The organism is Novosphingobium sp. 9U (genome assembly GCF_902506425.1).
Classification (GTDB): domain Bacteria; phylum Pseudomonadota; class Alphaproteobacteria; order Sphingomonadales; family Sphingomonadaceae; genus Novosphingobium.
The window spans coordinates 2,683,603-2,704,750 of record NZ_LR732469.1 but is presented as its reverse complement, the minus strand read 5'-3'; the positions used below and the strand labels follow the sequence as shown (position 1 = coordinate 2,704,750).

At 66.1% G+C, this 21,148-nt stretch carries 19 protein-coding genes; 14 read left to right on the top strand and 5 right to left on the bottom strand.

Annotated features, from left to right (window positions below):
- Positions 1–116 precede the first annotated feature (116 nt).
- The 3 genes from GV044_RS12605 to GV044_RS12595 all read left to right on the top strand — a co-directional run bounded on the left by GV044_RS12605 (position 117) and on the right by GV044_RS12595 (position 7,028).
- On the top strand, positions 117–3,488 hold the full coding sequence (locus GV044_RS12605; protein ID WP_159870233.1) for a DUF2126 domain-containing protein: 3,372 nt from the start codon (positions 117–119) through the stop codon (positions 3,486–3,488).
- Positions 3,489–3,663: 175 nt separating this feature from the next.
- Positions 3,664–6,147, top strand: coding sequence for a circularly permuted type 2 ATP-grasp protein (locus GV044_RS12600; RefSeq protein WP_201299060.1), 2,484 nt, complete (start codon positions 3,664–3,666; stop codon positions 6,145–6,147).
- Positions 6,144–7,028 carry a transglutaminase family protein gene (locus tag GV044_RS12595; protein ID WP_236554903.1) on the top strand — a complete coding sequence of 295 codons (885 nt, stop codon included), beginning with the start codon at positions 6,144–6,146 and terminating at the stop codon, positions 7,026–7,028. Before GV044_RS12600 ends, GV044_RS12595 begins: the two co-directional genes overlap by 4 nt.
- A gap of 20 nt (positions 7,029–7,048) precedes the next feature.
- Here GV044_RS12595 and GV044_RS12590 read toward each other — a convergent pair whose 3' ends face one another.
- Entirely contained in the window at positions 7,049–8,152 is a 1,104-nt protein-coding gene (locus GV044_RS12590; protein WP_159870230.1) for a branched-chain amino acid aminotransferase, read from the bottom strand.
- 545 nt (positions 8,153–8,697) lie between these two features.
- Entirely contained in the window at positions 8,698–9,237 is a 540-nt protein-coding gene (locus GV044_RS12585; protein ID WP_159870227.1) for a hypothetical protein, read from the bottom strand.
- Positions 9,238–9,285: 48 nt separating this feature from the next.
- Here GV044_RS12585 and GV044_RS12580 point away from each other — a divergent pair, with 48 nt between their 5' ends.
- From GV044_RS12580 to GV044_RS12545, 8 genes are all read left to right on the top strand, one after another.
- Entirely contained in the window at positions 9,286–10,095 is an 810-nt protein-coding gene (locus tag GV044_RS12580; protein WP_159870224.1) for a TlyA family RNA methyltransferase, read from the top strand.
- A gap of 81 nt (positions 10,096–10,176) precedes the next feature.
- Positions 10,177–10,731, top strand: a complete 555-nt coding sequence (locus tag GV044_RS12575) for a TspO/MBR family protein (protein ID WP_159871470.1) — start codon at positions 10,177–10,179, stop codon at positions 10,729–10,731.
- A gap of 39 nt (positions 10,732–10,770) precedes the next feature.
- Positions 10,771–11,025 (top strand): accessory factor UbiK family protein, encoded by a 255-nt coding sequence (locus tag GV044_RS12570; protein WP_159870221.1) that lies wholly within the window; start codon positions 10,771–10,773, stop codon positions 11,023–11,025.
- 79 nt (positions 11,026–11,104) lie between these two features.
- Complete coding sequence (locus GV044_RS12565) at positions 11,105–11,374, top strand: hypothetical protein (protein ID WP_159870218.1); 270 nt, start codon at positions 11,105–11,107, stop codon at positions 11,372–11,374.
- A gap of 136 nt (positions 11,375–11,510) precedes the next feature.
- Positions 11,511–12,119, top strand: a complete 609-nt coding sequence (locus GV044_RS12560; protein WP_159870215.1) for a DNA repair protein RecO — start codon at positions 11,511–11,513, stop codon at positions 12,117–12,119.
- A 31-nt stretch (positions 12,120–12,150) separates the two neighbouring features.
- Positions 12,151–13,194, top strand: a complete 1,044-nt coding sequence (gene leuB, locus GV044_RS12555) for a 3-isopropylmalate dehydrogenase (RefSeq protein ID WP_159871467.1) — start codon at positions 12,151–12,153, stop codon at positions 13,192–13,194.
- Between the two features lie 133 nt (positions 13,195–13,327).
- Entirely contained in the window at positions 13,328–14,503 is a 1,176-nt protein-coding gene (locus GV044_RS12550) for a glycosyltransferase family 2 protein (RefSeq protein WP_159871464.1), read from the top strand.
- 142 nt (positions 14,504–14,645) lie between these two features.
- Positions 14,646–15,134, top strand: coding sequence for a hypothetical protein (locus GV044_RS12545; protein ID WP_159870212.1), 489 nt, complete (start codon positions 14,646–14,648; stop codon positions 15,132–15,134).
- Between the two features lie 55 nt (positions 15,135–15,189).
- On the opposite strand, the gene GV044_RS12540 is transcribed toward GV044_RS12545, so the two are convergent.
- Entirely contained in the window at positions 15,190–16,467 is a 1,278-nt protein-coding gene (locus GV044_RS12540; protein ID WP_159870209.1) for a phospholipid carrier-dependent glycosyltransferase, read from the bottom strand.
- 116 nt (positions 16,468–16,583) lie between these two features.
- Between GV044_RS12540 and GV044_RS12535 the strand changes: the two genes are divergently transcribed.
- The 3 genes from GV044_RS12535 to GV044_RS12525 all read left to right on the top strand — a co-directional run bounded on the left by GV044_RS12535 (position 16,584) and on the right by GV044_RS12525 (position 19,590).
- The gene (locus GV044_RS12535) at positions 16,584–17,792 is read left to right on the top strand and encodes a PLP-dependent aspartate aminotransferase family protein (protein ID WP_159870206.1); all 1,209 of its coding nucleotides are present in this window, start codon (positions 16,584–16,586) and stop codon (positions 17,790–17,792) included.
- A gap of 88 nt (positions 17,793–17,880) precedes the next feature.
- Positions 17,881–18,279 (top strand): Co2+/Mg2+ efflux protein ApaG, encoded by a 399-nt coding sequence (gene apaG, locus GV044_RS12530; RefSeq protein WP_159871461.1) that lies wholly within the window; start codon positions 17,881–17,883, stop codon positions 18,277–18,279.
- A gap of 438 nt (positions 18,280–18,717) precedes the next feature.
- Positions 18,718–19,590 (top strand): OmpA family protein, encoded by an 873-nt coding sequence (locus tag GV044_RS12525; protein WP_159870203.1) that lies wholly within the window; start codon positions 18,718–18,720, stop codon positions 19,588–19,590.
- A 257-nt stretch (positions 19,591–19,847) separates the two neighbouring features.
- On the opposite strand, the gene GV044_RS12520 is transcribed toward GV044_RS12525, so the two are convergent.
- The gene (locus GV044_RS12520; RefSeq protein WP_159870200.1) at positions 19,848–20,231 is read right to left on the bottom strand and encodes a hypothetical protein; all 384 of its coding nucleotides are present in this window, start codon (positions 20,229–20,231) and stop codon (positions 19,848–19,850) included.
- 318 nt (positions 20,232–20,549) lie between these two features.
- Entirely contained in the window at positions 20,550–21,143 is a 594-nt protein-coding gene (gene rplI, locus GV044_RS12515) for a 50S ribosomal protein L9 (RefSeq protein ID WP_159870197.1), read from the bottom strand.
- Positions 21,144–21,148: the final 5 nt, after the last annotated feature.

Sequence of the window (21,148 nt, the reverse complement as noted above, 5' to 3'; positions counted from 1 at the left end):
CATTGTCAAAAAGCAAAGCCGGGCGTGAGAATGTCAGTCGCACAGTCCAACTCAGGCTAAACCTGCCCGGCACGCTACGGTTGCAGTGCAGCATCGATTGGCGCAAGCTGCCGCCAATGATCAAGGCCGCCCTCCATCACCTGACCCGCTACAGCTATAGCAAGCGCGTCCGTCTAGGCCCTCAGGTGATCCGCTTGCGGCCTGCGCCGCACAGCCGCACCAACGTGCCCAACTACTCCCTGAAGATCAGCCCGCCCGAGCACTTCCTGAACTGGCAGCAGGACCCGCACGGCAACTGGTTGGCGCGCGTGGTCTTCCCCGAGCCCGTCGACCACTTCTCTGTCGAGGTGGACTTGCTGGCCGAACTAGCGGTGATCAACCCGTTCGATTTCTTCGTCGAGCCCTACGCGCAGGAATACCCGTTCACCTATCCCGAGCCGCTGAAGACGGACTTGTCCGCCTACTTCGAAGTCGAGGACCAAGGCCCCTTGTTCGACGAGCTGGTAGCCAGCCATGCCTCGTACACCGGTGGCACCGTCGACTTCCTGGTCGAGATCAATCGGGCGCTGCAGAGCCGGGTCGGTTACGTGATCCGCATGGAAGCGGGCATCATGACCGCCGAGCAGACGCTGATGGAAGGCATCGGATCGTGTCGCGACTCCGGCTGGCTCCTGGTGCAGTTGCTGCGACGGTTGGGCTTCGCGGCGCGGTTCGTCTCTGGATATTCGATTCAGCTGGTCGCCGACGTGATCCCCAAGGAGGGGCCGCAAGGCGTGCAGCAGGACGTCACCGACCTGCACGCTTGGGCCGAGGCTTACGTGCCCGGCGCCGGCTGGATCGCGCTCGATGCCACCTCGGGCATGTTCGCGGGCGAGGGCCACATTCCGCTCTGCGCGACGCCACACTACCGCTCCGCCACCCCGATCGAGGGCCTGGCCGAGCCGGCCGAGGTGGACTTCCACTTCGAGATGGACGTCAGCCGCATCGCCGAAGCGGTGCGCATCACCAAGCCCTTCACCGAGGATCGCTGGTCCGCGCTGCTGGCGCTGGGCGACCAGGTCGATGCCGACCTGACCGCAGGCGAGGTCAACCTGACCATGGGCGGCGAGCCAACCTTCATCGCCGCCACCGACTTCGACGCGCCCGAGTGGAACGGCGAGGCCGTCGGCCCGACCAAAGGGGCCTATGCCGACAAGCTCATCCGCTTGTTGCGCGACAAGTTCGCGCCGGGATCGCTGCTCCATCACGGGCAGGGCAAGTGGTATCCCGGCGAGAGCCTGCCGCGCTGGGGCTACTCGATCTACTGGCGCAAGGACGGCGTGCCGATCTGGACCGATGCCTCGCTGCTCGCAGGTGAGAAGCCGATGGGCAAGGGCGATGAGGCCGAGCCGGTGCCGACGATCCCCATCGAGGTCGCCGGTGAGATCCTGCAGGCCGCCGCGCAGAACCTTGGCCTGGAGGCTGACTTTGTGCAGCCGGTGTTCGAAGACGTCGCGGAATGGGCGGAGAAGGAGGAGGACTTGCCCGTCAACGTCACTCCGCTCGATCCCAAGATCGCCGACGAGGAACTGGCGCGCCGCTTCCGCCGCACCTATCGTCGTGGGCTCGACAAGCCGGTGGGCTTCGTCCTGCCCGTGCAGCGCTGGAACGCCGAAGTGAGCCAAGTCCCGCGCTGGAAGAGCGAGCAGTGGAAGGTCCGCAAGGGCACGCTGACCGCGGTGCCGGGCGACAGCGCCATCGGCTACCGCCTGCCGCTCGGCTCGCTTCCGTACGTGCCGCCGAGCGACTACCCATACATCCACCCGCGTGACACCGCACAGCCGCTGGAGCCGCTGGCAGACTACCGCACCCAGGTGATGGAGCGCGGCGAGGAGGTGCGCGAGGCTGCCGTGCCCGAACAACGCGCCGAGCGCGTCGCGGGCCCTGAGGGCAACGCCCAGGAGATCGTCGAGCAGAAGCACATCGAAGGCGCTGTCCGCACCGCCGTGACGATCGAGCCGCGCGGGGACTTCCTCGCGGTGTTCATTCCGCCGACGGAGGCATTGGAGGACTACCTCGAATTGGTCGCCTCGATCGAAGTCGTCGCCAAGGAGCGCGGTGTGCCGGTGCGGATCGAGGGCTACCCGCCGCCGCCCGACCCGCGCATCCAGGTGCTGAAGATCACGCCAGATCCCGGCGTGGTCGAGGTCAACATCCATCCCAGCGCCACGTGGCGCGAGACGGTGGAGATCACCGAGACCCTTTACGACGCCGCGCGCGAGATCGGTCTGACTGCCGACAAGTTCATGGTCGATGGCCGCTCGATTGGCACCGGCGGTGGCAACCACATCGTGCTGGGTGGCCCGAGCCTGCTGGAAAGCCCGTTCATCCGCCGGCCGGACTTGCTGAAAAGCTTCGTTACATATTGGCAGCGGCACCCTTCGCTCAGCTACATGTTCTCCGGCCTGTTCATCGGCCCCACCAGCCAGAGCCCACGCATCGACGAGGCGCGCCACGACAGCCTCTACGAGCTGGAGATCGCGCTGGCACAGGTGCCCGGCCCAGACCAGGAGCAGCCCGCGCCCTGGATGGTCGACCGCCTGTTCCGCAATCTGTTGACCGACCTCACCGGCAACACCCACCGCACCGAGATCTGCATCGACAAGATGTTCTCGCCCGATGGCCCCACCGGTCGCCTCGGCTTGGTCGAGTTCCGCGCCTTCGAGATGCCGCCGGACGCCAAGATGTCGCTCGCCCAGCAACTGCTGCTGCGCGCACTGACCGCATGGTTCTGGAAGGAGCCGGTAGATGGCCCGCTGGTGCGCTGGGGCACGCAGCTGCACGATCGCTTCATGCTCGGCCATTTCGTGTGGGAGGACTTCCTGGATGTCCTCGCCGACCTTGACCGTGCCGGCTATCACTTCGACCCGGCCTGGTTCGAGGCGCAGCGCATGTTCCGCTTCCCGGTGCACGGAGAGGTCGTTGGCGGTGGCGTCACGCTGGAGATCAGCCACGCCCTCGAACCCTGGAACGTGCTGGGCGAAACCGGCGCGATCGGGGGAACGGTGCGCTACGTCGACAGTTCGACGGAGAGGCTGCAGGTCAAGGCGACCGGGCTGATCGAGGGACGCCACGTGATTACCTGCAACGGCCGCCGCGTGCCGCTGACTTCGACCGGAAAAGCGCAGGGCGTGGGCGGCGTACGCTACAAGGCCTGGGCCCCGGCCGAGTGCCTCCACCCGCTGATGCCCGCGCATGCGCCGCTGACCTTCGACATCTTCGACACCTGGAACGCACGTTCGCTGGGCGGCTGCGTCTACCACGTCGCGCACCCGGGCGGACGCAACTACGATGACGTGCCGATCAACGGCTACGAGGCGGAGGCTCGGCGCAAGGCGCGCTTCCAGGAGCATGGTCACTCGCCGGGGAAGCTGGACGCGCCGCCCGAGGAACTACCGGGCGAGTTCCCCTATACTCTGGACCTGCGCCGGCCTTTGCGTGGGCATTGATCCGCTAGCCCTCTCCCCGCACGAGGAGAGGATACGAAGGCTTGGCGGCTCGCTGCCGAGCCGGAGTTGGAGAGGGGTGCGCGGCCTCTCGACCGCCGGAAACCCCTCTCCAAGCTGCGCTAGGCCCTCGCGGGCCAAGCTACGCGATCCTCTCCCCTTCAGGGGAGAGGGCTAGGTGGCTTCACAGACGCTGACACAATCTAACTGGCTCGACACCTACCCCGTCGATGCCACCACGCGCGACCTCTACTCCGGCGCCGCGCCCGAAGTCGCGGCCAAGTGGCACGCCACCGTCGCCGGGCTCGCCGCGTCGGCACAGGGTGACCCGGCCAGCTTGGCCGAGACCACCGCCCGCCACATCGACGACCTCGGCCTCACCTTCCGCATCGCCGGCGACGAGGACGAGCGCGCCTGGCCGGTCACGCCGCTGCCGCTGATCATCGGCGCCGACGAATGGGCCGGTGTCGAGCGCGGGCTTATTCAACGGGCAACCCTGTTCGAGCGGCTGGCCGAGGACATCTACGGCTCGCAGTCGCTGGTGGCGCAAGGCCATCTTCCCGCCGCGGTGATTGCCGGCAGTCCGTACTTCGCGCGCAAGATGCTCGGCCGCGGCCCCGGCAGCGGCCACTTCATTCACGTCTACGCCGCCGATCTCGCCCGCGGGCCCAAGGGTCAGTGGCGCGTGCTCAACGATCGGGTGCGGCTGGCGACGGGCGTCGGGTATGCGCTCGAGAACCGGCTCGCGATGACGCGCACCACCGATGCCCTGCTGGCCGACAACCACGTGCGCCGCCTGGCCGACTTCTTCGCCCGCCTGCGCGAAGGCATCGCGGCCGACTGCCGGCGTGAACGCCCCCGCATCGCACTGCTGACGCCCGGCCGCTTCAACCAGACTTATGCCGAGCAGGCGCACCTGGCACGCTACCTCGGCCTGCCGCTGGTCGAAGGTCGCGACCTGTCGGTGCAGGACGACAAGCTGTTCGTGGGCACCATCGCCGGGCCCAAGCGCGTCGATGCGGTCTGGCGCTGGGTGAACACCAACGCGCTCGATCCGCTGACGTTCGATGCCAAATCGCAGATCGGTGTCGCCAACATGTTCGACGCCTGGGTCGCGGGCGGCCTGGAGATCGCCAACTGGCCGGGCGTCGAAGTGCTGGAATCGCCTGCGTTCAACGCCTTCATGCCACGCCTGTGCCGACTGCTGTTGGGCGAGGCGCCGATCCTGCCCACCGTTGCGACGTGGTGGTGCGGCCAGAAGCGTGAGGCGGCGATCGTCCAGCGCCGTTTCGACGAACTCGCGCTGGTGCCTGCGTTCGGTCAGCCGGTCGCTGGATTGGACGACAACAATCCGGTCCAAGGCGCGAGCCTCGATCCCGCGCGCCGCAGCGCGTTGCTGGAGGCGCTGCAACGCCGGCCGATGGACTATTGCGCGCAGGAAGTGGTGCAGCTTTCGACCACGCCGGCGGTGATCGACGGCGAGGTGGTGCCTCGCCCGTTCACGCTGCGAGCCTTCGTCGCCCGCACGGCAGATGGCGAGTGGACGGTCATGCCCGGCGGCTTCGCCCGGATCGCCGCGAATGAGACGTTGCCGACCTCGCTGATCGGCAACGGCGACTTGTCCGCCGACTGCTGGATCGTCGATGCGGCATCCAGCGCCGCCCAGGCGCCGGGCGTGCTGGCAACCGAGCCGCCGGTCTCGCGAGGCGGCGGCATCCTCGCCAGCCAGGCTGCGGACAACCTGTTCTGGTTCGGCCGCTACAACGAACGCGCCGAGCTGACGGTGCGTATCGCGCGCGCGATCCTGGGTGGATCGATCGAAGCCGATGGCGATCGCGGCGGTGAGGCCGTGCGTCGCACGCTCGCCAACCTGCTGTTCAAGTGGGCCGCGATCGATGGGCCGGTGGTGAGCCAGTCCTTCCCGACGATCTGCGCTGCCGTCCTTTCCGAGCGGCGCCTCGGCGGGGGTGTTGCGGCACTGATCGCGCGGCGCAACGAAGTGGGCGCGGGCCTGCGTGAGCGGTTTGCGCGCGACTTGTGGCGGATCGTCAGCCAGCCGCTTCCAGCTGTCGATGCGCAGCGGCCGCAGACGATGCTGGCAACGGCGAATGGCCTCATCGAACGGTTCAGCGCGCTGGCGGGCCTCGCCTCGGAGAACATGGTTCAGGGCCATGCCTGGCGGTTCCTGGACCTTGGCAAGCGGATCGAGCGGGCGCTCGGCATCTGCCGAGTGGCACGGCACTTCATCTACAACGGCGGCGGTGCCTGGAGCGCGGACGAACTGGGAACGCTGCTCGACTTGTGCGACAGCCAGATCGTCTACCGATCGCGCTATCTGACGGGCGCGATGCGCAACCCGGTGTTCGATCTCGTGCTGCTCGACCCGGAGAACCCGCGCTCGCTGATGTTCCAGGTCGCCGAGATCGTCGAGCACTTGCGCAAGCTGCCGACCATCCGCGCCGACAACTTGCCCGAGCAGCCCTTGCGCGAGAGTCAGGCGCTGCTAGGCACGCTCTCTGCGGCGACGGCGCCCGAGATGGAGGGCGTGAAACTGGGTGACGTCGAGAGCCGGCTGCTGGCGCTCTCGGATGCGATATCGGTCCGCTACTTCCTGCAGTTTGAGCCGACCGACGACGGCAGCAGCGCGAGCCTGCTCGAATGATTCGCTATGCGATCAGCCACAGCACGACGCTCCAGTATGCCGCACCGGTGCGCCTCGCCAGCTTCAACGTCCGGCTGCGACCGGCGCAATGGCCGGGGCAGTCGGTGACCGACTTCGCGCTGACGGTGAACCCCTGGCCCGGCGCCTTGATCGAGGGAGAGGGCGCCTACCACGTCAACGAAAGCAAGTTCACCTTGAGTGAGCCGATCACGCGCCTTCAGGTGGACAGCCGCTTCACCGTCACGCGCGAGCCGCTGGCACCGGCGCTCCTGCAGGCGGGCGGGCCCGGCCTGGCCGCCCTGCGCGAGCGTGCGATGACCTTGCCCGACTTGTCGGCGCTGGGCCCTGCATCGTACATCTTTGCCTCGCCCATCGCGCAGCCGGAGCGCGACATCGCCTTGTGGGCCAGCGGGTTCCTGCATGAGGGCATGCCGGTGATGGAGGCAGGTCGTGCGCTGATGCGCGCGATCCACAGCCAGTTCGCCTTCGATCCGCGCGCGACGTATCCCGACACGCCGCCGATCCAGGCGTTCAACCAGCGGCGCGGGGTGTGCCAGGATTTCACCCACGTGATGATCATCGCCGCGCGCGCGCATGGCATCCCGGCGGCCTACGTCAGCGGTTACTTGCGCACGCTGCCCCCGCCGGGGCAGCAGCGGCTGGTCGGTGCCGACGCGATGCATGCCTGGGTCAACCTGTGGTGCGGCGAAGAACTGGGCTGGATCGGCTTCGATCCGACCAACGACAAGTTGGCTGACACCGACCACGTGTTCATCGGCATGGGCCGGGACTACTCGGACGTGTCGCCGCTCGGCGGCACCTTCCGCGGCGGATCGCAGCAGACGATGTTCTTCTCGGTGGACGTGGCGCCGCTCGACTGAGTCAATCGGCGCCGCTGGATTCAGTTGACCTTGATGACCCAGCCGTGCGGATCGGGCGCCTCGCCGCGCTGGATGGCGACCAGCCGGTTCTTCAGCTTCTGAGTCAGCTGCCCCGGGCCGCCGCTGCCGATGGTGAACTCGCCCGAGCGCGAGGCGACCTTGCCCACCGGTGTGACGACCGCGGCGGTGCCGCAGGCGAAGCACTCGACCAGGCGGCCGGACTGCGCATCTTCGCGCCATTGATCGATGCTGTAGCGGCCTTCCTGCACGCTCAGCCCTTCATCGCGTGCGAGCGCCAGCAAGCTGTCTCGGGTGATCCCGGGCAGGATCGTGCCGGAGAGTGCCGGCGTCAGCAGCGTCCCGTCATCGAACACGAAGTACAGGTTCATGCCGCCGAGCTCTTCAACCCACTTGTTCTCGACCGCGTCGAGGAACACCACCTGGTCGTGGCCCTTGGCGATCGCTTCGGCCTGGGGGACCAGGCTGGCGGCATAGTTGCCGCCGCACTTGGCCGCGCCGGTGCCGCCGGGCGCCGCGCGCGTGTAGTCCTCGCTCACCCAGATCGAGACGGCCGGGGCGCCCGACTTGAAGTAGTTGCCCGCTGGGCTGGCGATGACGACGTACTTGTACTCCTTGGCCGGCCGCACGCCGAGGAACACCTCAGACGCGAACATGAAGGGTCGAAGGTATAGCGAGCCGCCTTCGACAGTCGGCAGCCAATCGCGATCCGCGTCCACCAGGCGGCGGACCGACTCCACGAAGACGTCTTCGGGCAGTGCGGGCATGGCCAACCGCTCGGCGGAACGATTGAAGCGCCGGGCGTTCTCGTAGGGCCGAAACAGCGCCACGCTGCCATCGGGGTGGCGATAGGCCTTGAGCCCCTCGAAGATCTCCTGCGCGTAATGGAGCACCGCGCAGGCCGGATCGAGCGCGATCGGCTGGCGAGGGCCGACAACCGCATCGTGCCAGCCGCGTTCTTCCGACCATTCGATTGTCACCATATGCTCGGAAAACTTCGTGCCGAAACCCGGATTGGCCAATACCGCCGCTCGATCCTGCGCACTAACGGGCGACGTGAGATCACGGGTGGTGAATTGCAGGGCGGGTTCGGCGAGGGTCGCCATTGCTTCAGGTCCTTGCTGTGATGTGCCGGCGCGCCTTGTACGAAAATTACAAGAAAGGCAAGCGTAGAGAAATTTTCTGCAGATGGCGTAATCCGAGGCGTGCGGCAATGGGAGCCAACTTGTGCCTGCGCCTGAACCACTTGCGCGTCGCGGCGACGAGTGCAACGTCGGTGCAAATGAGAAGGGCCGCACCGAAGCCTCGGTACGGCCCTTCACATGGTCAGCGGCCGGAAGTGCCGCCAGCGAAACCTCTATCGCCTACTGAATGAACTTCAGCGATAATGCCTCGCGACGGAAAAAGCCGACCTCTCTGCTGAACCATGAGACATCGGATCACCTCCTTTCGCGCTGTTGAGCCATAAGCGCCGCTGCTGAGCGGCTGGGGCCGAAAGATGCGGGTTTATTGCCGCCCGAACCATCCTGCCTTGCACCATTTGTGGGTCATTGCGCAGCGCACAACAAGTCTTGCAAAGATTTTTTTTGCCGCCAAAATCTGCGGCTCCGCGCAGGTTTTCCCCAGGCTGACGAGGAGCGTGGTCGCGGGCTCAGCGACAGTCTTCGATCACCCGGCTCACCTCGGTCCAGCTTGGCACATAGAGCGTCTGCAGGCCGGTGGTCTCGATCGCGAAACGTCCCTTGCTGAAGGCCATGGCATCGAGCAGAGGATCGCGCGCCGGCACGTCCACCGCGTATGCTCCGGCTTGCGGCACGGCGTTGAATGCGCGGGTCTGCGTCTGCGTGACGATGCGCAGGGTCGCAGGCGCGCGGCTGGCCACACCGGACTCGTTCCGTTCGATTCGCACTGTGCGCTGCACAGGGTCGCAGCGCAGCACGACGCGGCCGTTGGCGAAGCGGGCAGTCGATCGTCCGCCCTCGTTGCTCCAGTGCCAGTCGCCGGGCGTTGCCGGGAAGTCGGCCCAGCCCTTCGGCGTCGGACTGGCCGGCAGGGCCGAGGATCCTTGTGCCGGCTGAGGAGCAGGGGCAGGCGATCGTGATTCCGTTTCGGGGATCATGCGCGGGCCCGAGCAAGCGGCGAGCGCAAGCACGGCGAGGGTGGCGCTGGGCCTGAGCAGATTTGCCTTCATCGCGCCGGTATGGAATGAGACGGCCCGCACCACAACCCTGCGCACCTCATGTCCAACGCTCCTCCGCCTCGATCCAGCGACCCGGCTGGCAAGCGCAAGCCTGCGGCCAAGCCCAAGCTTGCGGCGAAGGTGCGCGTCGATCAGTTGCTGGTCGACCGCGGCTTGGCGGAAAGCCGCACGCGGGCGCAGGCGCTCGTACTGGCGGGTCTGGTGTTCTCGGGCGAGAGCAAGATCGCGAAGCCGGGACAGCAGATCGCCGGCGATGCTGTGCTCGACGTACGTGGGCGTGATCATCCTTGGGTCTCGCGCGGTGGCATCAAGCTCGCGCATGCCATCGAGCACTTCGGCCTCGATCCCGCTGGCGCGACCGCGATGGACATCGGCAGCTCGACCGGCGGCTTTACCGACGTGCTGCTGAGCAAGGGCGCGGCGCGCGTCTTCGCGGTCGACTCCGGCACCAACCAACTCGCCTGGAAGCTGCGCCAGGACCCGCGCGTGACCGTGCTGGAACAGACCAGCGCCCGCATCCTGACGCCCGAGATGATAGACGCAGCCTGCGACTGGGTCGTCTGCGACGCCAGCTTCATCGGCCTCGCCAAAGTGCTGGAGGTGCCGCTGCGCCTGGCCGCTGCGCGTTGCACCCTGGTCGCCCTGATCAAGCCGCAGTTCGAGGTCGGGCGCGGCGAGGTCGGCAAGGGCGGCGTTGTGCGCGATCCGGCGCTGCATGCGCGCGTCTGCGGCGAGGTGCGCGACTGGCTGGAGGCGAGTGGCTGGACCGTTCACGGCATCGTCGAAAGCCCGATCACCGGCCCTGAGGGCAATGTCGAGTTCCTGGTGTACTCATCGCGGGACACCTGACCGTCCACCGCATTCTTGCGCGATGGTCTTGTTCCCGCAACAACAGCGGCGAAACGGGCGATTCGAGAGTTTGCTGAACGGATGAACTTCCTGGCCTCCACATGGCAGTTGCGCGCCGGCGTGATCCGCTGGGCTTTGGTCTGCGCGCCGGTGGTGCTGATCCTGGGCATCCTGTCGGGCGTACTATCCGGCAGCGGCGCCGATGAGGCCTGGTTCGCCGCGCTGCGCAAGCCAATTGGCTACCCGCCACCTGCCGCGTTCGGGCTGGTCTGGAGCGTGCTCTATATCCTGATGGGCCTGGCGCTCGCCGTTGTGCTTTCGGCCGCGGGGGCGAGGGGGCGGGGGCTTGCCGCGCTGGTCTTTGCCGTGCAGCTCGCCATCAATCTGGCCTGGTCGCCGCTGTTCTTCGGCGCGCACCGCATCACCGGCGCGCTCGTCGACATCCTGCTGCTCGATGCCGCGGTTGTGCTCACGATCGTGCTGTTCGCGCGCATACGGCCGAGCGCGGCCTGGTTGCTGGCGCCTTATCTCGCCTGGATCTTGTTCGCGACCTACCTCAACTACGCGATTCTGCAGGACAACCGTGACCTTGATGGCGTGCATCCGTCCGGCGCGGTCGAGCGGATCGAGTTCTGAACTCTTGCAGCGGCGGGCCGATTTGCCCATCTAAGGCACATGCAAAGCGAAAACCCCTTCATCGCCGACTTCGTCAAACTGATGAACAGTGCTGCCGGCACTCTGGCCGGTGTCGGCCGCGAGGCTCGCGATTCCGCGCGTGAGCGGTTCAAGGAACTGCTGGGCGAAATGGACTTCGTCAGCCGCGAGGAGTTCGAGACCGTCAAGGACCTCGCCGTCAAGGCGCGTGATGAGACCGAGGCGCTCAAGAAGCGCGTCGACGAGCTCGAAATGAAGCTGATCGCCAAAAGCTGAACCCGGCCTCCCCTGTCCTTGGGGGCGAGCAACCGATCTGCGCTGCCGCAGTTATGAGCGGCAGAAGGCAGATTGATCTATGTTTACGCAATTGAACCCGACGATCCCGCTCCACGTGATGGAAAAGGGTGACGGCTATGCCATCGGCATGATCGACTACGGTCAGGAGCATAACCTGATCTGGGTCACCGTCCTGAACGACAGCGGCGAGATCTGGTGTGCGCCCAACCCTTCAGTCCGGCTCGGCCGCAACTGGACCATGGGCCGCAAACAGAGCGCGCTGATCGATGCGGATCGGGCGAAGGCAGCAGAGCCGTGCGCGGATTGCAGCGAGGCGGTCGCGGCGTAGGATTATCCCGGCTCGACCCGAGACCGATTTCGTCGCCGCGCGCGCTGATCGCGTTTCGACGAGAGCCTGTGAGATGCCGGAACCGGTCCAGCGCCTATGCTTGCCAGCGGACGTCTCAGCTTCCACAGCTTAGCTGATGCACTTCCGCGGTCCCGCCATCGTCTGTGCCAGCCGGCCACACGGCGAAACGGCGGTCATCGCCCGCCTGCTCACGGCCGAGCAGGGCCTAGTGGGCGCGTTTGTCGCAGGCGGGCGAGGCCGACAACTGCGACCGGTCCTGCTGCCCGGAAACCTCGTTGAAGCCGAAGTCCGCTCCCGGTCGGAGAGCCAGCTTCCCTTCGCCCGCGTCGAATTGCGTGAGAGCCGCGGGCCTTGGCTTGGCGAGCCGCTGCCGGCAGCCGGGATCGCCTGGGTTACGGCGCTCACCGCCGCCACGCTCCCCGAACGCCAGCCCTATCCCGCACTGTTCGATGCCCTGGCGGCACTGCTGACGGCGATCACGGTTGCCCCTTCCGCGCGCGGCTGGGCCATTCCGTTGCTCTCCTACGAGGTGCTGCTGCTGCGCGAGCTGGGCTATGGCGTTGCGGCAAAGCGCCCGGACAACGGCGACTGGCCGGCGATCTTTGACGCCTTCGATCGCATCGGGCGCGAACTGGCGCGCTACCCGCTTGCCGAACGGCGCGCAGACGTTATGGCGGCGCGCGCAATCTTGCGCGAGCGTTGGGCGCGCCTGGTTGGTGTCTGAGGCCAGGGGAATGTGCATGGGCGCGAATGCGATGCGGGTAGCGGTTTTCGCCGGCGACGGGATCGGTCCCGAGGTCACCGCCGAGGCGGTCCGCGTCCTCCAGGCGCTCGACCTGCCGGGTCTTGAGCTGGTCGAGGGCGATGTCGGCGGCGCGGCGTACCGCAAGCATGGCCACCCGCTGCCGGCCGAGACGCTGGATATTGCGCGCTCTTGCCAGGCTATCCTGTTCGGGGCGGTGGGAGACTTTTCGCTCGACCACCTGGAGCGTGCACTCCGGCCCGAGCAGGCGGTGCTCGGCCTGCGGAAGGAGTTGGGGCTGTTCGCCAACCTGCGGCCAGCGACGGTGTTCAAGGGCCTGGAAGACCTCACCACGCTGCGCCCCGAAGTCGCTCGGCTGATCGACTTGTTGATCGTGCGCGAGCTGAACGGCGACGTCTACTTCGGCGAGAAAGGCACCCGCACGCTGGAGGACGGCCGCCGCCAGGGGTGGGACATGATGTCTTACGCCGAAGACGAAGTGCGCCGCATCGCGCACACCGGCTTCACCGCCGCGATGGGCCGCAGCAAGAAGCTGTGTTCGGTCGACAAGGCCAACGTGCTCGAAACCTCGCAGCTGTGGCGCGACGTGGTGATCGAGGTCGCCAAGGAGTACCCTGAGGTCGAGCTCAGCCACATGTACGTCGACAACGCGGCGATGCAGCTGGTGAAGAACCCCGGCCAGTTCGACGTCATCGTCACCGGCAACCTGTTCGGCGACATCCTGTCCGACCAGGCGAGCATGTGCGTGGGCTCCATTGGCCTGCTCGCGTCGGCCAGCCTGGCAGAGGGCACCTATGGTCTGTACGAGCCGATCCACGGCTCGGCACCCGACATTGCCGGGAAGGGGCTGGCCAATCCGATGGCGACGATCCTCTCGGCCGCAATGCTGCTGCGTCACAGCTTCGGGCTGGAGGAGCACGCCGCGCGCATCGAGGCGGCGGTCAGCAAGGCCTTGGCCGATGGCGTGCGCGGCGGCGATCTTGGCGGCCGCGCCGGCACTCGCGAGATCGGTGATGCCGTCCTTGCCGCTCTGTAAGTGGGCGGGCTGTGAGCGGCTGGACTTTGCTTGCAGCCTTTGTGAGCGGCGGGACTGGCCTGCCGGCATTATGAACCGGTAAAGTAAATTGCGCTAAAGCTTCTTTCAGGTTTACCAACTAAGCCCCGTGCCCATGAACATGCCTCGATCAGAGCTGGCGCAAGCCGTTGCTGCTGCCGCAAAGCCGCTTGAGCTCGCCGTCGTGCTGCCGACATTCAACGAGCGCAACAACCTCGAGACGCTGGTGGAGCGGCTTGACGCCGCACTCACGGGCATCGCCTGGGAGGCCATCGTCGTCGACGACAATAGCCCCGATGGCACGGCCGACATGGCGCGCGCGATCTCCTTGCGCGATCCGCGGCTGCGCGTCATCCAGCGCATCGGCCGGCGCGGACTGTCCTCCGCCGCGATCGAGGGCATGTGCTCCACCGCCGCACCGGTCGTCGCCGTGATGGATGCCGACCACCAGCATGACCCCAAGCTGCTGCCGGGCATGCTGGAGGCGATCCAGTCGGGCGAGTACGACGTCGCCTATGCCTCGCGTTTCTGCGAAGGGGCCAGCACCGAGGCGTGGAACCGGCCGGACCGGGTCAAGGCCTCGGGTGTCGCCAACAAGCTGGCGCGCAAGGTCACCGGCCTCACACTCACCGACCCGATGAGCGGCTTCTTCATGCTGCGCGCCGAAACCCTGCGCGTCGATGCGCACCGGCTGTCCGGCGTCGGCTTCAAAATCCTTCTCGACATCCTCGCTACCGTGGAGACCCCGTTGCGCGTCAAGGAAGTTCCGCTTGCGTTCGCCGCCCGTGCCGAGGGCGAAAGCAAGCTCGATCGGACCGTGGTCTTCGAGTTCCTGGTCGGCCTCTACGACAAATGGCTGGGCCGGATCATCCCGACGCGCTTCGCCTTGTTCGGCACGATCGGCGCCGTCGGCGTGGTGGTGCACATGGCCGTGCTGACCGCTATCCTCGCGATGTTCGGCGGTCCTGGCATGAAGGGGCAGCTGGTCGGCGCGTTCGAAGTCGGCCAGACGATCGCGGCGGTCTGCGCGATGACGTTCAACTTCTTCCTCAACAACGCGCTGACGTATGCCGACAAGCGGCTGACCGGCTTCGTGCCGCTGATGCGCGGCTGGGCCAAGTTCGCGCTCACCTGCTCGGTTGGCCTGACCGCCAACGTCGGCGTCTCGGCAGTGCTCGTCCACTACGGCATCCACGAGTACCCGGCGGCGCTGGTCGGCGTGGTCATGGCTTCCGTGTGGAACTTCGCGCTGTCGTCCAAGTTCGTCTGGGGCAAGTACGGCGCCAACTGAGTTGCGTCCGGTCCTCGCCATTTGGGAATGGACCTGACAGGCTGACGTTCGTCGCGGACCATCCATCCTTGGACGGACGCGCGTTGTCTCACCCAGCCGAGAGGTCTTCTGACCCGCATCTTTAGAGATCGGGAGAAGACCCATGCTGTTCCACGTTTCCATCGATGCGCGCGATCCGCGCCATGTCGCTACTGTGTTTGCCGAGTTGTTCGGTGGCGAGGCCACGCCGTTCCCGCCCGTCGCCGACGGCAGCTGGATCGCCCATGCCGGTGACGATCGCGGGACCGCGATCGAGATCTACCCGCGCGGCACCGAGCTGATGGAGATGCCGGGCGACGCCGACGCGATCGGCGTTCCGGGCGAGGGCGGTCTGTGCGCCACCCACTTCGCCATGGCCACCAACCTCTCGCAAGACGAGGTCTTCGCGATCGCCCGCCGCGAGGACTGGCCGGCCAAGTACCGCAAGCGCGGCGGCGCGTTCGGCGTGATCGAGCTGTGGGTCGAGGGCGAACGCATGGTCGAAGTGCTCACCGCAGAGATGCAGGCCGAATACCAGGCCGTCTTCACGCTCGAAAACTGGAAAGCGATGCTCGCCGGCGCCGGCGACGAGAAGCACCGGGTCGTGGCCTGACCCTTGACGCGATCCGATGCGGCGCTGACGGTCTCTTATGCCCCCTGGAAGGCCGTCAGCGCCAGCTTCTCAGCCACATGTACTGCGCGTAGCTCTGCTTGCCATGGTGCAGGCGGGCGGCCGAGATGATCGGGTAGAAATAGACGAACATGCCCAGTGCCACCACCATCGAAGCAGGCGCGAGCCAGCGCCAGCGGTCCGCGCGCGACCAGATCGCGTCGAGCGCCAGCGCCAAGCAGGCCATCAGGAAGGCCGCGGGTAGGAGGTAGTGGTAGTAGAACTGGATGGGCTTGCCGTTCACCGCCCATAGCATCAGCGTCGCGACGTAGAGCACGACGAAGGCCAGTGCGTCCCAGCGCCGCTGCCGGATGCCCACCCACAGGCACCAGAGCAGCGCGGGCAGTCCGGCCAGCATGGTGAAGGGATTGCCGATCATCAGGATGCCGCGCTGCGCGCCGTCTACAAACTCATAGAGATACCAGATCGCGCGCCAGTTGATCACCCACTGGTACCAGACGCTGCGATAGGGGTGCAGCTTCTTCACGCTGTCCTGCAGCTTGAGCATGTACTGGTGATGGTGGACGAAGCCGAGCGGATCGATCGGCCGATCGGTCCAGAAAAAGCCCGGCAGGTAAGTCAGCCAATAAAGCGCGAGCGGCAGCACGCCGAGCCAGAGCGCCGCTTCGACCAGCGAGACACCAGGCACCGGACCTGACCCTCTGCTTCCGATCACGCGCCAGCCACTTTCCCGGATCCGCAGAGCCAGGAAGGTGAGGCCCGGCAGCGCCAAGGCGGGGGCTATACTCCACTTGGCGCCGAGCGACAGGCCCAGGGCGATCCCGCACGCCGCCAGCCTCAACCGGGGCATCCTCGCAGGCTCGCGGATCAATGCGGCGAACTGCCACAGCGCCACCATGCCCAAGCCCGCCGAGACCATGTCGAGCATGGCGATGCGGCTCTGCGCGAACCACAGGAAGTCGGTCGCGAGCAGCACCGCGGCCAGGATCGTCGCCCGGCGGCGCAAGGTGACGTACCATACCAGCCGGCCGTAAGCGTGCAGGCCCAGAACCCCGAACAGTACGGAAGGAATGCGCCACGCCCACGGCCGATCGCCCAGCAGCGCAATGGAGCCGGCGATCACCTCCTTGGCGAACATCGGATGCTCTCGATTGGCAGGCAGGCCCTGCAGCAGCTTGCGCGCCGCCTTCACGTAATGCACTTCGTCGAAGTAGATCTTGTTCGGAATGCCGAGCCGGTGGAGGCACACGAGCAGGAACGCGAAGCCGATCGCCAGGCACCAGGGCAGGGGATCGCGGTCGCGAGAGGCTTGCATCGGGGCGGCGGCATAAGCGGCAGCGCGGTCGGCGGCAAGGGCAGGGTTGTATCGAGAGGTCGCGGCCACACGCCCACCCTTGTCTCGACCCGCACTCGCCCGTAAACGCCGCAGCCATGAAGCGCACCACCGGACAAGATCGCACCAAGACCCTCCAATGGCGGCCGGCCACCCGCGCCATCCGCGGCGGCACGTGGCGGTCGGAGATGGGTGAGACCAGCGAGGCGCTGTTCCTCACCTCGGGCTACTCGTACGACGATGCCGCCACCGTTGCCGCGCGCTTCGCCGGCGAAGATGCGGGCATGACCTATTCGCGCCTCCAGAACCCGACGGTGCAGATGCTGGAAGAGCGCATCGCCCTGCTGGAAGGTGCCGAGGCATGCCGCACCCAGGCGTCCGGCATGGCGGCGATGACCGCGGCGCTGCTCTGCCAACTCTCGGCCGGCGACCACATGGTAACGGCGCGCGCCGCGTTCGGTTCATGCCGCTGGCTGGGCGACCACTTGCTGCCGCGCTTCGGCGTGGACGTCACCGTAGTCGACGCGCGCGATAACGCGGCGTGGGAAGCCGCGATCCGGCCCAACACCAAGGTGTTCTTCTTCGAAACGCCGGCGAATCCGACGATGGACGTCGCCGATCTCGAGTACATCTGCGGTCTCGCCCGGGCGCACGGGATCACCTCGGTGGTCGACAACGCGTTCTGCTCGCCGGCGCTCCAACGGCCGATCGAGTTCGGCGCGGATGTCGTCGCCTACTCGGCCACCAAGCTGATGGACGGGCAGGGCCGCGTGCTCGCCGGCGCGGTTTGCGGGACGGAAGCCTTCATCAACGACAAGCTGCTGCCGTTCCAGCGCAACACCGGGCCCAACCTCTCGCCGTTCAACGCTTGGGTGGTGCTCAAGGGACTAGAGACGCTGGACCTGCGCGCCAAGCGCCAGAGCGAGAACGCGATGAAGGTGGGCCGCTTTGTCGAGAGCCGCGTGCCGCAGATCCTTCATCCTTTTCTGGAGAGCCACCCGCAGCACGCGCTTGCAGTGAAGCAGATGGACGCCTGCGGCCCCATTTTCAGCTTCGTGCTCGATGGCGGCCGCACGCAGGCGCATGCGCTGCTCGACGCACTGGAACTGATCGATATTTCCAACAACATCGGCGACTCGCGCTCGCTGATGTGTCATCCGGCGTCATCCACCCACCACAACATGGGGCCCGAGGCGCGCGAGGCAATGGGCATCGGCGAGGGCATGCTGCGCCTGAACGTCGGCCTGGAAGATCCCGACGATCTGATCGAGGACCTCGACCAAGCCTTTGCCAAGGCGGGACTGTAGCCGCGCGGGAGAGTTCCCTCGCACTTGCAAAATTTCCCGCGCGAACGGTGTTGACCGCGCGATGCGAACCGTTACCTTTTGTCGTGAGATGAAGGAGCTGTTCCAACACGCCGCCGTCACAGACGGAATCACCGTGCGGGTCGCGGTGAACTTCCTGCCCGAGCAATCGCGCGTGGAAGCCGGCAAGTGGTTCTGGGTCTACCATATCCGTATCGAGAACGGCGGCGAGCAGGCCGTCCGCCTGGTGACCCGACACTGGCGCATCACCGATGGCCACGGCGCCGTGAACCTTGTCGAAGGCGAAGGCGTGGTGGGTGAGCAGCCGCTGCTGCAGCCCGGCCAGAGCCACGACTACGTCTCTGGATGCCCTCTGGCGACGCCACATGGCAGCATGGAAGGCTACTACACATTCGAGCGCGCCGATGGCTCGGATCTGCGCGCGGCGATTCCGTTCTTCCCCCTGGCCGCTCCCGCGACCGCGGGATGACTGGCCGGCCCTGGCGGTAGCGCCAGAGCGGCTGGCGGGCTTCGACAAGCTCAGCCTGGGCGGTCGTGGCGTAGATCGCAGCTAGTGGCATCGAAGCTTTTGCACGGGCGCAGCCTTACTCCCAACACCGTCGGCGCCGAGCGTGTCGAAACGGACCAGCTGCCCTCGCACGCGGTCGTAACTATGGTAGCGTCCGCTTCGATCCACTTCGGCTCATCGCGCTGCCGCCTCGCACCAACCGCGCATTTGGCTGTTCAAGCAGCAGTGTTCATCCACGCGAAATGTCGGGCTGAACACGCATGGCAGCACCAGGTGCGGCGCCATGCCGCGCGTCTCGTGAGCGGGACAGAGGGGGCGTGCCGGTCGGATGTGCCATCGCGAAAGCGGCGGTCGACCGGAATGCGGCTCCTCCCTGGGCAAGTTTGGAGGAGTAGAACGATGACGACCATTTCCAAGAGCCCCAAGGCGCTACTGATCATGGCGCTGCTGGCCGGCACCGCCGGCAGCCTGCATGCGCAAGAGTCCGCCGACGCCGGCGTGACCGGCAGCGTGACCGACACTTCGGTGCCCGATCCGGCCTCGATGACCAAGGGTCCCGAGATCGAAGGCATCATCTCCGCACGCAGCGGTGACCGTATGCAGGTCACAGGCCAGGATGGCACCAAGTCCGTGGTTACCATCAACGATGCGACCAAGATCAAGGCGGCCGGTGGATTCCTGAACCTCAACCGCAGCAAGCTGGCGGCGACTTCGCTGCTCAACGGCCTGCCGGTCAGCGTGAAGACTATGCAGGGCGGCGGCGTGCTGCTGGCGACGCAGGTCGACTTGAAGAACAAGGACCTCAAGACTGCGACGATGATCCACAACGGCACCGACCAGCGCTTCGCCGAGCAGAGCGCGGCAACCGAGGCGCTGCGCGGCCGCATGGGCGATATCGACCAGTACAACGTGAAGAGCACCACCAACGTCAACTTCGACACCGGCAAGGCGGTCCTGTCCGAGCAGGGCAAGGCCGACTTGTGCAACGCCGCCAAGACTGCCGAGAGCATGGACAACGCGCTGCTGCTGGTCGTCGGCTACACCGACTCCGTCGGCAGCGAGGAATACAACCAGCAGCTGAGCGACAAGCGCGCCGGCCGTGTGGTGAACTATCTCCAGCAAGCCTGCCACTGGAAGCCCTACCGCATGCTGACCCCCACCGGCATGGCCGAGGCCGACCCGATGGCTGACAACACCACCGAGGAAGGCAAGGCACAGAACCGCCGCGTTGCGGTGAACGTGCTGGTCAGCAAAGGCCTCGACGGGCTTTAATGAGTATGGGGCGGGCGAAGGTCCGCCCTTTTTTTCTCCGGGCGTGCGGTGCGGTGGCAAATGGCTTGCCTCCGCACACTCGTCATCCTGAACTTGTTTCAGGATCCATTGTGCCGCTTGGCCCGACATCGCTGGCGTAAGGCGAACGGTCGGTTTGCTGCTTACAGTAGGGATCGATGAGGTGGGATGGACCCCGAAACAGGTTCGGGTGACGAGCGGAGCGGAAGGTAACGGGCGGTGCCGGAAGCTGCCGCTGATTATACAAGTATGACCCGTGGCTGCACACGCACTGCCATCTTTGTTAGCAACTCGCGGTCAACGCTACCCAAGGTAAGATAGCTAAGAGCGTGTTCGTAGTAGACCCGCAGCGGCCCTCCGTCGAACTTCAAAGTTCCCTCCATGAAGTCCTCGTCAGTAGTATTGTCGGAAAGCGAAAGCGAGTGGATCGGCTGTTGTCCTAGCGCTTCTGCAATCTCCGCTAAGATGGCACGAAATGGCGTCGTATAGTTGAAACTGTCTAGCACCCAGAAGACGAGTTCCCACCCGGCTTCACCATCAGCCCTGATTTCCAACGGGGCCCTGACTTCGATCATCGAGCGGATCATGGCTGCTGCCGCGGCTAACGTCCAGACGTCAGACATCCGGACGGCAACAAACAAGGGGAAGCAGACAATGGTGTATCCTGCAGCTCTAATGCGTACTGATTGCACCGGCAGCTGGCGTACTCTGACAAGCTCAGCTCATGGGGTGTTGATGTAAGGTGCTGATGTTGATGGGGCGTTTAGCCCGCCTCGGCCTCGCATGTCTCGGTCTGCATCGGTGGCACGAGGTGCGGCGGCTCTACTCGCAAACCTCGGCAATTGACCAACAACCCGCCATCGACAGCTACGTCCCACCAACAAAAAGCCCCCGCTTCCGCATGGAAGCGAGGGCTTTTCGTTAGCTGTGAAGCGCTAGGCTCAGGCCTGCTGCTCTTCGCCTTCGTCCTCGTCGACGACGATCTCGCCCGGCTCGAGGCTGGGATCGCGGCGTTCGGTGAAGCCGCTGGTGTCGGCTTCGAACATCGAGGCCATCACGTCGACGCCCTGCGACTGCAGTTCGGCTTCGTCGGGCGAGCGCGCGACGTTGACCTTGACGCCCACCGAGACTTCGGGGTGCAGGGAAACGCGAACGTCGAAGATGCCGAGCGTCTTGATCGGGCGTTCCAGCACGATCATCTGCTTGGTCACCTTGGCGCCATCGGCGTTCAGTGCGTCGACGATGTCGCGCACCGAGACCGAACCGTAGAGCTGGCCCGAGTTCGACGAGGCGCGGATCAGGACGACCTGCTTGCCCTCGACGTCGGCGGAGTGCTTCTCGGCTTCGCCACGACGCTCGGCGTTGTCCGCCTCGATCTTGGCGCGGCTGGCTTCGAAGACCTGCTTGTTGCGCTCGTTGGCGCGCAGGGCCTTCTTGTTGGGGAGCAGGTAGTTGCGTGCGTAACCGTCCTTGACGGAAACGACGTCACCAATGGCGCCGAGCTTCTCGACGCGCTCCAGGAGGATGATGTCCATGCCTG